The 13,930-nt window shown below is 64.2% G+C and carries 11 protein-coding genes; 4 read left to right on the top strand and 7 right to left on the bottom strand.

Features of this window, described 5'->3' with window-relative positions; all coding sequences use genetic code 11:
* Positions 1-1,635, bottom strand: a complete 1,635-nt coding sequence (locus tag AWC19_RS16565; RefSeq protein ID WP_085079139.1) for a PEP-utilizing enzyme — start codon at positions 1,633-1,635, stop codon at positions 1-3.
* Between the two features lie 300 nt (positions 1,636-1,935).
* On the opposite strand from AWC19_RS16565, the gene AWC19_RS16560 reads away from it, so the two are divergent.
* Genes AWC19_RS16560 through AWC19_RS16550 form a run of 3 tightly spaced genes read left to right on the top strand, consistent with a single transcriptional unit; the run spans position 1,936 to position 4,902 of the window.
* The gene (locus tag AWC19_RS16560) at positions 1,936-3,276 is read left to right on the top strand and encodes a hypothetical protein (RefSeq protein WP_085079138.1); all 1,341 of its coding nucleotides are present in this window, start codon (positions 1,936-1,938) and stop codon (positions 3,274-3,276) included.
* Between the two features lie 52 nt (positions 3,277-3,328).
* Complete coding sequence (locus AWC19_RS16555) at positions 3,329-4,042, top strand: hypothetical protein (RefSeq protein WP_085079137.1); 714 nt, start codon at positions 3,329-3,331, stop codon at positions 4,040-4,042.
* Positions 4,039-4,902, top strand: coding sequence for a TIGR03620 family F420-dependent LLM class oxidoreductase (locus AWC19_RS16550; protein ID WP_308207197.1), 864 nt, complete (start codon positions 4,039-4,041; stop codon positions 4,900-4,902). The genes AWC19_RS16555 and AWC19_RS16550 overlap by 4 nt, the downstream gene beginning before the upstream one ends.
* Positions 4,903-4,944: 42 nt before the next feature.
* Here AWC19_RS16550 and AWC19_RS16545 read toward each other — a convergent pair whose 3' ends face one another.
* From AWC19_RS16545 to AWC19_RS16530, 4 genes are all read right to left on the bottom strand, one after another.
* On the bottom strand, positions 4,945-5,835 hold the full coding sequence (locus AWC19_RS16545) for a hypothetical protein (protein WP_085079136.1): 891 nt from the start codon (positions 5,833-5,835) through the stop codon (positions 4,945-4,947).
* Between the two features lie 248 nt (positions 5,836-6,083).
* On the bottom strand, positions 6,084-7,238 hold the full coding sequence (locus AWC19_RS16540; protein WP_085079135.1) for an acyl-CoA dehydrogenase family protein: 1,155 nt from the start codon (positions 7,236-7,238) through the stop codon (positions 6,084-6,086).
* A gap of 73 nt (positions 7,239-7,311) precedes the next feature.
* Positions 7,312-7,920 (bottom strand): MarR family transcriptional regulator, encoded by a 609-nt coding sequence (locus AWC19_RS16535; RefSeq protein ID WP_085079134.1) that lies wholly within the window; start codon positions 7,918-7,920, stop codon positions 7,312-7,314.
* Positions 7,913-9,541, bottom strand: coding sequence for a pyruvate, phosphate dikinase (locus tag AWC19_RS16530; protein ID WP_085079133.1), 1,629 nt, complete (start codon positions 9,539-9,541; stop codon positions 7,913-7,915). Before AWC19_RS16530 ends, AWC19_RS16535 begins: the two co-directional genes overlap by 8 nt.
* Positions 9,542-10,620: 1,079 nt before the next feature.
* Between AWC19_RS16530 and AWC19_RS16525 the strand changes: the two genes are divergently transcribed.
* Positions 10,621-12,324: a phytoene desaturase family protein gene (locus AWC19_RS16525; RefSeq protein WP_085079132.1), complete on the top strand. Its 1,704-nt coding sequence runs from the start codon at positions 10,621-10,623 to the stop codon at positions 12,322-12,324.
* A 19-nt stretch (positions 12,325-12,343) separates the two neighbouring features.
* Here AWC19_RS16525 and AWC19_RS16520 read toward each other — a convergent pair whose 3' ends face one another.
* Together AWC19_RS16520 and AWC19_RS16515 are read right to left on the bottom strand one after the other, a co-directional pair.
* Complete coding sequence (locus tag AWC19_RS16520) at positions 12,344-12,535, bottom strand: ferredoxin (RefSeq protein WP_085079131.1); 192 nt, start codon at positions 12,533-12,535, stop codon at positions 12,344-12,346.
* The gene (locus AWC19_RS16515; protein ID WP_085079196.1) at positions 12,535-13,920 is read right to left on the bottom strand and encodes an aldehyde dehydrogenase family protein; all 1,386 of its coding nucleotides are present in this window, start codon (positions 13,918-13,920) and stop codon (positions 12,535-12,537) included. Before AWC19_RS16515 ends, AWC19_RS16520 begins: the two co-directional genes overlap by 1 nt.
* Positions 13,921-13,930 lie beyond the last annotated feature (10 nt).

The raw sequence follows: 13,930 nt of genomic DNA, 5'->3' as shown, positions 1-13,930 counted from the left end.
CTAGCTCCCTGCCCGTGCGAGGACTTCGACCACTCCGCGCCCGCCGTCGACCCGGATCCGGTCGCCGGTACGCAGGACCTGCGTACCGGTTCGGGTCCCGATCACACACGGGATGCCGAGCTCGCGGGCCACTATCGCGCCGTGGGAAATCGCTCCGCCGATGTCGATCACCAGCGCGGAGGCCAACATCATCAGTGACGCCCAGCTGGGGTCCGTGGTCTTGCACACCAGGATCTCCCCCGGCTCGAGTTCGTCATCGCCTTCGGGGTCCAAGATCAGCTTGGCAGTGCCCTCCACAATTCCGGGCGACACGGCGGCGCCGCTGACCTGATCGTCCGACCGCTCCATCCTCGATTCCAGGAGGAACGGTTCGGGGGTACCCTGCCACCCCTCAGGTATGCCAAGTTTGCGATATTCCTCGGTCACCGCCCGTCGTGTGGCGATGAGCGCCGACAGATCCGGTGGCAGCGACGCGCTGGTGAGCTCGTCGACCGTCAGGAAGAACACGTCTTCGGGTTCGGCTAGCACGCCGTCGAGAGTCAGGATCTCACCGCACACTCGCGCGGCGGCGCGAGCGACATCAAGGCATTGCAAAAACGACGCTTTGCCGACGCCGCGCAACGGAATCAGTTTCGCCGCAATGGCGAGCAGCGCGCGTGTCGGCCCACGCTGCCAGCGCGGCAGCGCTGTCAGAAGCTCGGCCTCTGCCCGACGGCGCTCGACGCCGCGCGCCGTGACGACATGACGGGGATCGCGGTCGTCCGGCATCTCGCGGTAGGCGCTCACCAGTCGGTCGAGCGGTGCCCGATCGAGCCGCCAGACCCGTGCGGAGAGCTCGCCTTCGTTGGGGCCGTGGAAACCGTGTCGGGTAATGAATTCCTCAACGGACATCCGATCGCGGGAGACGGCCCACAGGTCGGCGACCACGGCCGTTTCGGCCATGTCGCCGTACCCCGTCACCACAGAGATCTCCAGCCCAGGCCGCTGCGCGCGTGCAGCCGCCGCGCGGATCTGGTCATACAACGATTGGCACAGCATTGCGGCCAGGGTGTGGGGGCGCATCACGCGCTCGAACCTCACCACCGCCTCCCGCAACAAAACTCGGGCGCTGGTCAGCTCATCGGGCCGCCCGACGCCGACCGAGCGTTGCCACCAGGGGTAGATGCTGGCAGTGGCCTCGCGCAGCCGCGCTGCGCACCGCGTAGCGTTGTAGGGCATCTTGACCGCAACGATCGGGTACCGGGTATAGACCTTTTTCGACGTAACGCCGGGGCGGACGCGGCCGAAGATCTGCTCCTCCACCGCGTCGCCGCTCGTGCCAGGGGTACGGTCGCCGACGAACCGAAACGTGTTGAGGTTGCCGGCCGCCCGTCCGTACCAAAGGGCCCACAGTCGTTGCTCCGTACGCTCGGGCACCACGCATTCGGATTCACGCAAGACGCCCATGTCGGCGAAGGCGCCCCGCATGGACCGTTCGACGCCGTCACCGAAGATCGACCACGTCAACGGCGAAGCCACTCCGGGCAACGCTTCGCTGGCGTTGCTGGTCGACCAGCCGACTGAGGCGTCGCAGCTGCCGGCGTGGATCGGGTTGGCCGTTCGAGCAGCCAGGCTCAGATCGAGGCGGTCTCGCATCCGGTGGTGGTCCCTTCTGGTGGCGTGAAACCGATCGGTTACCGCGGTCCGGCGTGGATCCGAGACGCATCCAACACGCGTGCGTAGTCAATGTCCACGTCTGGGCCCACATCTCAGCCACGCAAACCTTGTTTCGGACACTCGGTGTCTGTTATATATAGGACCACGCCGCAGTGTCAACAGAGCTCGTGGCCTGCTCGCCAGCGCCATGCCGAGACAATGTCGCGCCCGCCTGCGCCGCCTCCGCAGCCGATCAATGGAGCCGACGCAATCGGGACGGCCTTATCGAGAGGACCGAGAATGTCCGACTACACCGCGATGTTCACCGATGCGGAGCTGCGCACCCTCGCAACGGCACCTGGCGACCGGGCGGCCGCCGCGCTCGACCATGGCGACGTCGACGGCGCCCGCGACACAGCTAAGAACAACATCAACAAGCACTTCGTGCTGCGCGACATCTATGTGAGCTGGAATGCGTTGACCCTGGGCTATATCGAGCGTGAGTTCGGCTCCGCTGCGTTGACCGATGCAATTTCCGCCGCGCTGGCCACCATCGCGCGACCATGGGCGGAATGGTTCCGCAATGGCGTGTCCCGCGAGGCCGTCTCGTCGCTGGCGATGATTTTCCGGATGGATGCCGGTGAGCTCGCGGCCGTGGAGGAGGATGAGGACACCATAGTGCTCGTCTCCGAGCAGTGGGCGGCGGCGCGCGCCGACGCGATTCCCGGCGCACCCGATCTGCGTCTGGTCACATCCGAGATCGAGCGGTTGTGCTGCCAATGGCTGGGATATCCCCCGTTCGTGTTCGAGGCCGGAACCGGTGGTGCGCCACTGCGTTTGACGATCCATAAAGATCCGCTCAATATTCCCGCGACGGTGTTCGAGCGCCTCGGCATGCCACGCGATGAAGCCCGGATCGGGGCCGCGTTCTCGGTCTCGGGTGCACTCCTGTTCGACGAGGACGAGCGCGAAGCCATGTGCCACCCTGCACTCGTTCTGGCGCTCACAGCAATCGACGCGGGCGACTTCGATCTGGCCCGGCGGCACTTTGCCCTTTCGAAGACCGAGTGGTACCCAGCACATCACTTCGCCCGTGACCTGATTGCCGCATTGACCGGTTGGATCTATGAGCACCACGGTGTCGAGCACTGTTGGGAGTCGGTCGAGCAGTGTTACAACCGCCCGGCGATGGGTCCGATGATGGCGCAGGTCGCGCAGATTCCGATGCGCGAGCGCGTCATTATGCTTGCCGACCTGTTCCACCAACACGGCATGAAATACACGATGACGGAAATGGAGGGCGGAGTTCGGATGCACACCGCCCCCTGCGGCAGCGGGGGACGCCTCATCGACGAGGGCGCGTATGCGCCGCCCAAGGGCCTTCCCATCGTGCGCGGCAAGGGAGTCGAGACTTTCAGCCTGGACGAGATGCCGGTCTACTGCATGCACTGTCCGGCCACCAACAAACTCGTCCTGGAAAGCGATGGGCCGTACTTTCTGCTAGTCGAACCGGGCCTCAAGGACGGTCGGATCACCGGGCATTGCGATTTTTATGTCTTTCATTCCGAAGCCGATGTGCCCCAAGCGATGTACGACCGGGTCGGAGTCACTCGCCCGAGTGCTGTTACCAACGGGGCCTGAGGCGCCGCTCGCACCCGATCGATCCGACCCACGACAGCACAAGGAGCCTAAGTTGAACGTCACCAATCAGCGATGGATGGCCGCCTGTGGTTTTGTTTCGATGATCATCCTGCTGATCGGGCTGTGGGCGATTGCCGGTTTCGTCCCGCCGCCATCACCGAACAATACTATGCAGCAGACGGTGGCGATCTATGCCGAGAGAAAGACCAGCATTCGCATCGGACTAGTCATCTCGCTTTACGGTGCGACCTTGCTGATGCCGTGGGCTGTGGTGATCTCCGAACAAATGCGCCGAATCGAAGGTCCCTCCGCACCGCTGTCCCGCCTCCAACTGACGCTGGGCGTGATGCTGGTGATGGAATTCCTCATTGCGACGATTTTCTGGCTCGGAGCCGCGTTTCGTCCCCTTGAGTATCCCGAGATCACTTGGCGCCTTCACGATCTCGGCGGAATCATGTATGTAGGCCTGCCGGTGACCACCATGCTCGAAGCGACCGCGCTGGGCATCGTCATCCTCATGGATAGGCGCGAACAACCTGTGTTCCCGCGCTGGCTCGCCTATCTCAGCTTCTGGGCTGCAGCCAGTTTCACCTTCGGCTCACTGAACTACTTCACCCACACCGGGCCACTGGCCTACAACGGAATCCTCGCTTGGTGGCTGGGTTTGGCCGCATTCACCATCTGGATCGCCGCCGTCACCTTCTGCCTGCTGCGTAATGCGATACCAAATCAGATCGCCGAGAACGCCGAAAAGATCAGCCGGTGATTGACCTCGGACGGCTCGGTGTATGGAGCGCCGGACTGCGGTTCGGCGATCCCGGTGAAGCCCGGGAGGCCGCCGCCGAGTTCGAGGTACTCGGATACGGCGCGTTATGGTTCCCGGGCTACGCCCACACCGGAACACTTGACGTGGCCGCCAATTTGCTCCGCGCAACCACGAACGTCCCCGTGGCAACCGGCATCGTCAACATCTGGGTCGAAGACGCTGCGACGATCGCCGGTCAGGCCGCTGCACTGCGCGCGAGGCACCCGGGTCGGTTCCTGCTCGGCATCGGGGTCAGCCACGGACCGCTGATCGGCGAGAAATACATGCACCCGCTGCGCGCCATGAACCAGTATCTCGACGACCTCGACGAGGCCGACTCCCCCGGGGCGATCCAGGACCGGGTGATCGCCGCGCTTGGACCTCGGATGCTAGACCTGGCCCGCCGTCGCTCAGCCGGTTCGCATACCTACCTGTCCTCGCCGGAATGCACGCGCTTGGCTCGCGACAAGCTCGGCCCCGGCAAGCTGCTCGCCGTCGAACAGACGGTAGTACTGGAAGCCGATCCGAGTCGGGCGCGTGAGGCGGCCCGCGAGTTCCTGGCACCGTATCTGAGCCTGCCAAACTACACCGGCAACCTCAAGCGCGCCAACGGCTTCGACGACGCCGACTTCGCCGGCGGCGCTAGCGACCGACTCGTCGACGCAGCCATCGCGTGGGGTGACGAAGACGCTATTCGCCGCAGAGTCAAGGCCCATCACGACGCGGGTGCCGACCATGTATGCGTATATGTCGCCTCGGCCCCAGAGGAGCTCTCCCGCGAGTCACTGCGGCGCCTGGCCCCCGCGCTGATCGACGCCTGACCAACGATGGTCCGAGTGACTGCCGGATAGGCAACAGGCCGATCAGAACACCCGATGCAGGATGCCCTGCTCGAAAAACCCGGCACCCGAGTCATTTCCACTTTGGAGCGACATGAAGTCGTCATAGGTACCGAATGCGGGCCCCTCAGATTCCACGCCCATCGGCACGAAGAAACCGGCCAGCCTCGACGAGACGGTGACCAGCCGGCTACCGCCCTCGGCGTCGCGGATCCGGGCCAGCCGGAACTGCCCGGCGGCGTCGCGGCCGAAGTTGACGTCGGTAATGGTGCGTGACCGGTCCGTGTCGATGAGGAATCCGTCGGATCGCAGCGTGCCGTCCGCTCCCAAGAATTTCATGACCGTAATGAAAGAGTCGCCGATGATGGCCACCAGGCCCGCATACTCGATCCATTGTGCCGATTCGTCACGGAAGCCCCAGGTCCGATCCCGCATCCCGCGGGCCTGCACCGGCGACTCCTCACCGTCAAGGACCAGCGTGCCGGTCATCTCGCAGGCCTGCTGGAAGTGCTGCAACGGTTTGCCCTCGACCAATTCGGGGACGACTCCGCCCACCGCGTAGTCGGCCGCGACGAACAGCGGTGCGTTGACCAAGTCAGCCTGCAACCGCGGATGCCGCACCGTGATAACGCCGTCCAGCCCAAAGTTGATCGAGGAGCTGGCAAAGCTGCCCGGTGCCAGGTCCTCGATGATTTCAAGAACCTTGCCCCGGACCGAAATGCTGCAGCGTGCCCGTCGTCCCCCCGCGCAGTTCGGCGACGTCGAAACGTGAAAGCTGCCGAAAACTTCGTTCGCGGTATCCCAGTATGAGAGGTAGGCATTGTCCTTCCATACGGGGTCTGTCGCTCCGGCGGCGTCAAGGTGGATCGGCTCGGCCAAAGGACCCCAGGCATCAGCGGTCTCAGTGACGGTCATCGGCGTACTGCTCCTGTTCGTTGCGTGATATCGACCGCTGCGTTACCGCAGTTTTCTTACCGTAGTTAAAATTTATCATGCGGCATCCCTGCCCAACAGCCCCTTTGTTCAAACGCTTGGACGTGAGCGCATCGAGCCGCGGGCGCAGCTGTCGCAGTTCATCCTCGAGTCGGCCAGACGTTATCGGTCCCGGCGTCGGCGGCCGACAATATTTGAGATACTCGGTGCCAATAGGTGGCGCCACCCGGTCAGATGCCCCCACGCGCGACGAGTTGGGCCGCAATCACGTTGCGCTGGATCTCATTGGTGCCTTCGCCGACGATCATCAACGGCGCGTCACGGAAGTAGCGTTCGACGTCGAACTCCGTGGAATAGCCGTAACCACCGTGGATCCGCACCGCATCCAGGGCGATCTCCATCGCGACTTCCGACGCGAAGAGCTTGGCCATGCCCGCCTCCATGTCGGAGCGCTCGCCGCTGTCATAACGCGCGGCGGCATACAAGGTCAGTTGTCGGGCGGCGGTGAGTTTGGTTGCCATGTCGGCGAGATAGTTACCGACCGATTGGTGCTTCCAGATCGGCTTGCCGAAACTTTCCCGCTGCTGCGCATAGGCAAGTGCGTCCGCGAGGGCCGCGGTCGCCACTCCGAGCGCACGGGAGGCAACCTGAATGCGTCCGGTCTCCAGGCCCTTCATCATTTGCGCAAACCCCTTGCCGGGCACGCCGCCGAGTATCGCCGACTCGCCGATCCGGTACCCGTCGAAGGACAACTCGCAGCTCTCCACACCCTTGTAGCCCAGCTTAGGCAAATCCCGCGAAACAGTGAGGCCCGCACCATGTTCCACTAACACAATGGAAATGCCGGCATGCTTCGGTGTCGCCTTCGGATCAGTCTTGCAGAGTAGAGCGATCAGCCCCGAGCGACGCGCGTTGGAGATCCACGTTTTCGTGCCGGTGATCACCAGGTCTTCGCCGTCACGAAGGGCGGTGGTCGCCATATTCTGCAGGTCTGAGCCACCGCCGGGTTCGGTAAGCGCCATCGTCGCCCGTACGTCCCCGGCAGCCATCGCCGGAAGATACTTCTTCTTCTGCGCCTCGGTACCGAACAGCGTCAGCAGTTTGGCTACCACGGTGTGCCCGCCCATGGCGCCGGCCAGGCTCATCCAGCCACGCGCCAATTCCTGGGTCACCAGCACATAGCAGGGCATCGACACCGGCGAGCCGCCGTACTCCTCGGGTATGGCCAATCCGTAGATCCCGATCTGCTTCATCTGATCGATCCACTTTTCGGGATACTCGTTGGCGTGCTCGACCTCGCGGACCGTGGGTCTGACGTCACGGTCGATGAACGTCCGCACCGTCTCGACCAGCAGTGTCTCCTCGTCGGTCAACGCAGAGCTCACGCTTATCACCCCTCAGCCAGAAATTTATTCTAAATTAGACACCTGGCTGGGACGTTGAAGCTCCGGGTGGTCGCTAACTCGCGTGCCCAGCCCTGGCTTCCTCCTCGCGAGTGAGACCCGATGCGGCGATCAACTCTTCGTGCAGCTCGAACCAGACAGTGTGATAGGAGTCGATAATCGGCCGGGCCAACCAGGTCGTGTCGCCGGCCTCGACCTTGGCCAGGGCCGAGTCGAGCTTCTTCGCGTATGCGCCAAGCCGTGGCAAGCTTGCGGTGACCGCCGCGACGATGGGCAATGCGTGCTGATGCACGTCCTTGAGGCGGTTCAGCACCGCAGCGTCATACTCGGAATCGTCGTGCGAGTTGGGTTGACCGTCCTTGATCTGCCAGTCTGACATCACCGCTTTGAACTCATTGTTGACGGCCCGAAAGTCCTCATACGCTGCCGCCAGGGCTTTCTGGTCGACGCCCGAACGCTCTTCCTCCAGCAAGGCGTTGAGGCGCTCGCGCCCCTCGGGGCTGATCCGAAGCGTCTTGCCTTGAATCAGCAGACCGCTTTCGGTCAATTGCGCCACCGTTGCCGAGACGTCATCGGGGTTGTCGTCGACGAGCGTGGCAACGAGATCCGCTTCGCTCAGGCGACCTTTGAGTCGGACGGCCCGCAACACGGTCAACTCAGACATTCGCCAGTCCCTTCTCGTCTTCGTTCAGTCGTAGCGCGATCAGCATGGTGATCAGCGGGTGCGGCGAGACGACGTCCTCATGCCCGGCGGCGAGCGCCTCGGCCACCGCCGCCGGCGACGCGTCGGCAAGCGCCACGTGCTCGCCACGCGCGTGAGCGCGGATCGGGCTGACGCGGCGGGCGATCTCGGCGAGCTCGGCCAAGTCGGGAGAATCAGTCTCTGACCAGGTAGTGCGCTCGAGAATTCCCTCGCGCACTTCGCCTTCGTGGCCGTCGACGGTGATCATCTTCCCGGCGAGCGCCGCGACCACGCCGACGCCGCATCCCACCACGGCAGGCCGGCCTATCTCCCTGCTCACCACGGCGGCATGCGAGGTCGCTCCCCCGATCTCGGTCACAATGCCGCGGGCGGCGAGCATTCCCTGGACGTCGTCGGGGCTCGTTGCCGGACGGACCAAAATGACGTCTTCGCCCTCTTCAGCAGCGTCAAGGGCTTCGTCGACATCCGTGTAAGCCCTACCCGATACCACACCCGGGCACGCCGGCAGGCCTTTCGCCAAAAGCCTCGCCGCAAATCGGGTTTCCGGCTGCACCGACGGCTCGATCAGCGCCTCGATATGCGCCGGGGTCACTCTGCGCAACGCCTCCGCGTCGTCAATCAACCCTTCGCGGCGCAACTGTAACGACAGGCGCACCGCGGCCTGAGCTGACCGTTTGGCCGTCCGGGTCTGCAGCAGCCAAAGCTTGCCCTCTTCGACGGTGAATTCGATGTCCTGTACGTCGGTGCTGGCGCGCTCCAACGACCGCGCCACGGTCATGAGTTGCTCGTAGACGGCGGGTTGTTCGTCGCGCAACGCGGCGATGGGTTGCACGTCTTTGCTGCCGGACACCACATCTTCGCCCTGGCCGCGGGACAGCCATTCACCGAACGGCTCGTTGGCTCCGGTGATGGGATTGCGGGAGAAGAGGACGCCGGTTCCCGAGTCGCGCGCCAGATTGCCGAAGACCATGGCTTGCACGATGACCGCGGTGCCCGCTTGCTCATCCAAACCGTGATGTGCCCGGTAGCTGATCGCCCGGGGGCTCTTCCACGACGCGAAGACGGCCTGGATCGCTCCCCGCAGCTGCGCCCAGGGATCGGCGGGCACCTGGGCGTTTGGGTCACCGCCCAACACGATGCGCCGGTACATGTCGATGAAACGGTCGCGGGTGTCGCGCGCGAACTCCGGGGACCCAGCACCCGCGAGTGCCTCTTCGACGGCGTCGTCGATGCCCAAATCGAGCACCGTGTCCATCATCCCCGGCATCGATTGCGCCGCCCCGCTGCGCACGCTGACCAGCAACGGCCGCGGACCGCGCCCGAAGGTGCGTGACGTCTCCGCCTCGAGCCAACCCATCCTGGCGCGCACGTCTCCCCAGATGTCGTCCAGGCAGCGGTCTGGGTCGGCGAAGAACCTGGCACATACCTGTGTCGTGATGCAGAACGCCGGCGGCACCGCCAATCCCTGCCGCCGCATCGCATCGATGCCATAGCCCTTGTTGCCCAAAAGCTCGCGGGGCAGGCAGGCGCTACCGTCCAACGTCACAACCAAGGCAGGTCCTTCAGCCGTAGGTTTTGACATGGAATTAGATTCTAACCGACGGGTTTTCACTCGGTGCATCGACCGTCGGTTTAGCCAGGTCCCCGTCGCAAAGCGCCCGGTTTCCGCTGCTGGGCGCCACAACGGGTACCGGTGGCGGGTACGCGATAACCTCGGCAGGCCGTGGGTCGATCCAAATTCCGCTTGGGACAAGCAAAACGACACGGCGACGCGCGACCTGCACGGCACTTTCGTGCGTTGTCGAGCTCGTCATCGCCTGACCGACATCCCTCGACGAATTCCGGCAGAGCCCGATGCCGCGTTGCAGGAGGGGCCTTCGAGCGGCCGCAGCGCCGACGTGCTGCGGCCGCTCACCGCCACATCCTGGGTCACACATTGCTCGACCCGCTGCGTCCGCGCCAGCCCGCCGGAAAAAACTGTGCGCTGGCCGCGTGGTAATAGCGCAGGCCGGTGAACCGCGTCCGGAGCCATCGTTCGCTGATGTTGGTGATCTCCGTCGGGGATCGGGAGCAGGCGGAGGGCCCGCCCCCACAGTTGTTGGCTTGTCGCTGAACCCGTATCGGGGCAGCGGGGGAATGACCACGCGGAAGGCGTCGCCGGCGTGACCACCGAACCGTTCCGGTTCGGTCAGCGGGAGCGATCGCGTCAAGAATTCGACCACCGAGCCGGCCAACCGTGGGTCACGGTTAGCGGCCGGGCGTCGGATGCGGCGAGCGGACCTGCAAGAAGTGGATGCCAAGCCCACCGACAGTCGCGTAGAACTGTGGGCACGCGAATCTCGGCCACGGCGTCAAGGTTCCCGTCCGGATGGTTAACGGCCTCTTACTGGGTCTTTGCTATATATTCCGGCCGTTTTATCCTTTATTGCAATGAGCCGTAATTCCCTTATGCGGGCGGTCAAGAACGTTCGTTCCCATGGATGCAGGGCCATCCGCAATGGCCGTTGCGTGCCTGGATTTCGACACATGACGAACAGCACCGTCGGACCAAATGCCACAGATGGCGTCATCGACATGGCAAAACCATTCCGATACTCTTTTAACGGCAGTTAGATTAAGGTGAGCGTGGGTCGCCCGCTCCTGGCAACCGAAGGACTGGTTATGAAGGACGCTCCCCCACCACGTGAGGCTGACGTTGTGGTCGTCGGATCCGGGCACAACGGTCTGGTCGCGGCCGCATACCTGGCCAAGGCCGGCCTCGACGTCCTCGTTGTGGAGGCTGCCCCCACGGCCGGCGGTATGACATCGACCAATCCCTTTGCGCCGGAAGCACCGGAATACACGATCAACGAGGCGTCGATCCAGGCGTCGCTGTTCCGCACCACCACCATCGACAGGGACCTGGGCTTGTCACGCCACTACGGGTTGCGCCAGACGGTGATCGACCCAGCACATTTCCAACTGTCGGCGGATGGCGCGTCGCTGGGCCTGTGGCGTGATCCGCGCAAGACCGCGGCGGAACTGGAGTACTTCTCGAAGAAGGACGCCCGCGCGTTGCTCGAACTCTATGAAGTCATCGACGCCGCGGTTGAAATCGGCCTACCGCTGATGCAGACCAGTGTCACCGAGCCGGAGATCAAGAACATCCTGAAGTCGGCGCGGGCGGTGGTGAAAAATCGCAAGCAACTGTCCGCTCTCGGGCGCTGGATGTCGAGCTCGCAGGCCGAGGCCATCGAAGAGAGCTTCGAACACGACATGATCCGTGCACCGCTCCTGACGGGTCTGCCCTTCATGCCGTTCGACGCTGACATGTCTGGCTGGTCGCTGATCTACCTGGGCGTGCTGAGCAAGTACGGCGTGGCGATGTTCCACGGCGGCACCGGGTCGCTGCCCAAGGCGCTGATCGGCGTCATCAAGGACAACCACGGCGACGTGATCACCAGCTCCCCCGTCGAGGAGCTGATCGTCACCAACAACCGATGCACCGGCGTGCGAGTCAGGGGCGGCATCGAAATCCGGGCCCGCCGAGCGGTTCTCACCGCATGCAGCCCTAAAACCACGCTAACCCGGCTGCTGCCCCGCGGCGTGCTGGAACCCAAGAAGCAGAACGCCGCCGACCACATCCCCACCCGCAAGCGCGGCATCGCCGACGCCAAGGTCAATGTGGCGCTGTCCGGGCGCGTCGACATGTCCAAGCACGAGAAGTGGCGCGGCGACGGGATCGACCTGCGACTGGCGTGCAACTGCTACCACACCTACGAGCAGGCGCTCGAGGCCGCGCGCTCCTGTGTGCGCGGCAAAGTGCCCGACGCCATTCCCGGCCTGGCTCAGGTGACCAACTCATTCGACCCGTCGATGTCGCCTCCCGGCAAGGACCTCTGGTGGTTCTGGACCGGGCTCACCCCGTCCTACCCCGAGGACGGCTGGGACGTCGCCCGCAAGAAGATCACCGACAGCATCATCAAGGACGCCGAGATGTACTACAAGGGCGTCGAAGACATGCAAGTCGCCATCCGTCCGCTGGTGCTGCCCGACATCGAGGAGCGGTTCTGGGCCATCGACGGTTCGGTCTACCACGTGGATCCGACCATCAGCCGATTCGGCCCGAACAAACCGGTGGCGGGCTTTGCCGGGTACAAGACCCCGGTCGAGGGGCTGTACCTGACCGGGTCGGGCACACACCCGGTCGCCGGCATCAGCGGTATGCCCGGCCAGAACGCGGCGCGCATCATGCTCAAGCACTTCCGCCTTGAGGACAGGGGTGGCCGGCTGGGCGTATTCAAGGAACTGGTTGCGCGACGCGCGAAGGCCGACGCCGACCCGTACTCCAGCGGCCAGAACGACCCCTTCCCGGGCCACCTTTGATAGCGATAGCCGTTGTCTGTTAATCCTGAATTGACAATGCGCCGGTGGGGCATTCGCTCACGGCCTGTTCGACCGCGCGGCGTTCGCTTTCCGGCGGTTCGGGATCGATTGCTCGCGACTGGCCGTCGTCACCTACCTCGAACACCGTCGGCGCGGTGACCTCGCACAATCCGATTCCGGAACACTTGGTGGCGTCGACTTTCACCCTCATCAAAACATCCTGCGCATGATGTTCAGGGCCCGTTGGCTATACGGCGGATACATTAGGCGAGGATCGGGCTTGGCCGGTTTGGACAGCACGGCTCGGCGGTGGCTGAGCGTCTCGAAGCCCCACCTGCCGTGGTAGGCGCCCATGCCGCTGGTCCCTACGCCGCCGAACGGTAGCGAAGAGACGAGGCAATGCATGGCGACGTGATTGATCACCGCGCCACCCGAGGGGATGCGGTCGACAAGTTCGCCGGCGAGCTTTCTGGAAGCGAAAATGTACAACGCCAATGGTTTCGGGAGCCCGTTGACGAAATCGATTGCGTGGTCCAACGATTCGGTCCTCAAGACCGGCAGCAGTGGGCCGAAGATCTCGTCGGCCATCACCGGATCGGTGGGCGATGGGTCGAGTATCAACGTTGGTTCGATCCGCAGCGAGGCGCCGTCCGACCGTCCCCCGGCGACCACCTTGCCGTCGGTGGTGCTGATCAACGAAACCAATCGGTCGAACTGCCGCTGATTGACGATCCGGAGCCCCGAATCCGCCTCCTCGGAACGGAAATCGCGGAAATTCGCGACGATCTTGCCGACTAGCGCATCGGCGATTCTGCGATCGGCGAGCACATAATCCGGGGCGATGCACGTCTGACCCGAGTTCAACAGCTTCACCCAGGCGATGCGTCGTGCGGCGACGTCGATGTCGGCATCCGCCGCGACGATCACCGGACTTTTACCGCCCAATTCCAGCGTGACCGGGGTCAGCGTGGGCGCCGCCGCGGCCATGATCTTCTTGCCGACTTCGGTGCCGCCGGTGAACAAGACGTGATCGAACCCAGCAGCCAGCAATTCCTGCGTGACGGCGGCAGCGCCCTCGACCACCCGCACGGCCTCGGCATCGACGTAGTGCGGAAGCAACCGCGCCAAGAGCGCCGACGTGGCGGGCGCCAACTCCGACGGTTTGATCACGGCGCAGTTGCCTGCCGCCACCGCGGCGACCAGCGGCGCCAGGCTCAGGTAGATCGGATAATTCCACGGCCCGATGAGCAGCACCACACCCAGCGGGTCGTATTGCACCCAGGCGCGACCAGGCAGTTGCGCCAAAGGCAATGACTCCCGCCGCCTGCGCATCCATTTCTTCAGATGCTTTTGCGCGTAAGCGGCTTCGCCCTTGGTTGACGCGATATCGCCAAGCCACGCCTCCACCGAAGAGCGACCCAGGTCTTCGGCCAACGCCGCGGCGATGTCCGCCTCCCGCTCTCCGACGAACCGCTCGATGCCGCGCAGTTGGTCCAGGCGCCATTCCACGGCGCGGGTGCGGCCGGTGGCGAAGACCCTGCGGAGGTCTGCCAGCACACCGGCGCTGTCGGCTGTCGTTATCGCGTGCACGGTCACGGATTCTCCC

The sequence above is a fragment of the Mycobacterium palustre genome (genome assembly GCF_002101785.1).
Classification (GTDB): domain Bacteria; phylum Actinomycetota; class Actinomycetes; order Mycobacteriales; family Mycobacteriaceae; genus Mycobacterium; species Mycobacterium palustre.
This window is presented reverse-complemented; position numbering and strand designations above follow the sequence as displayed.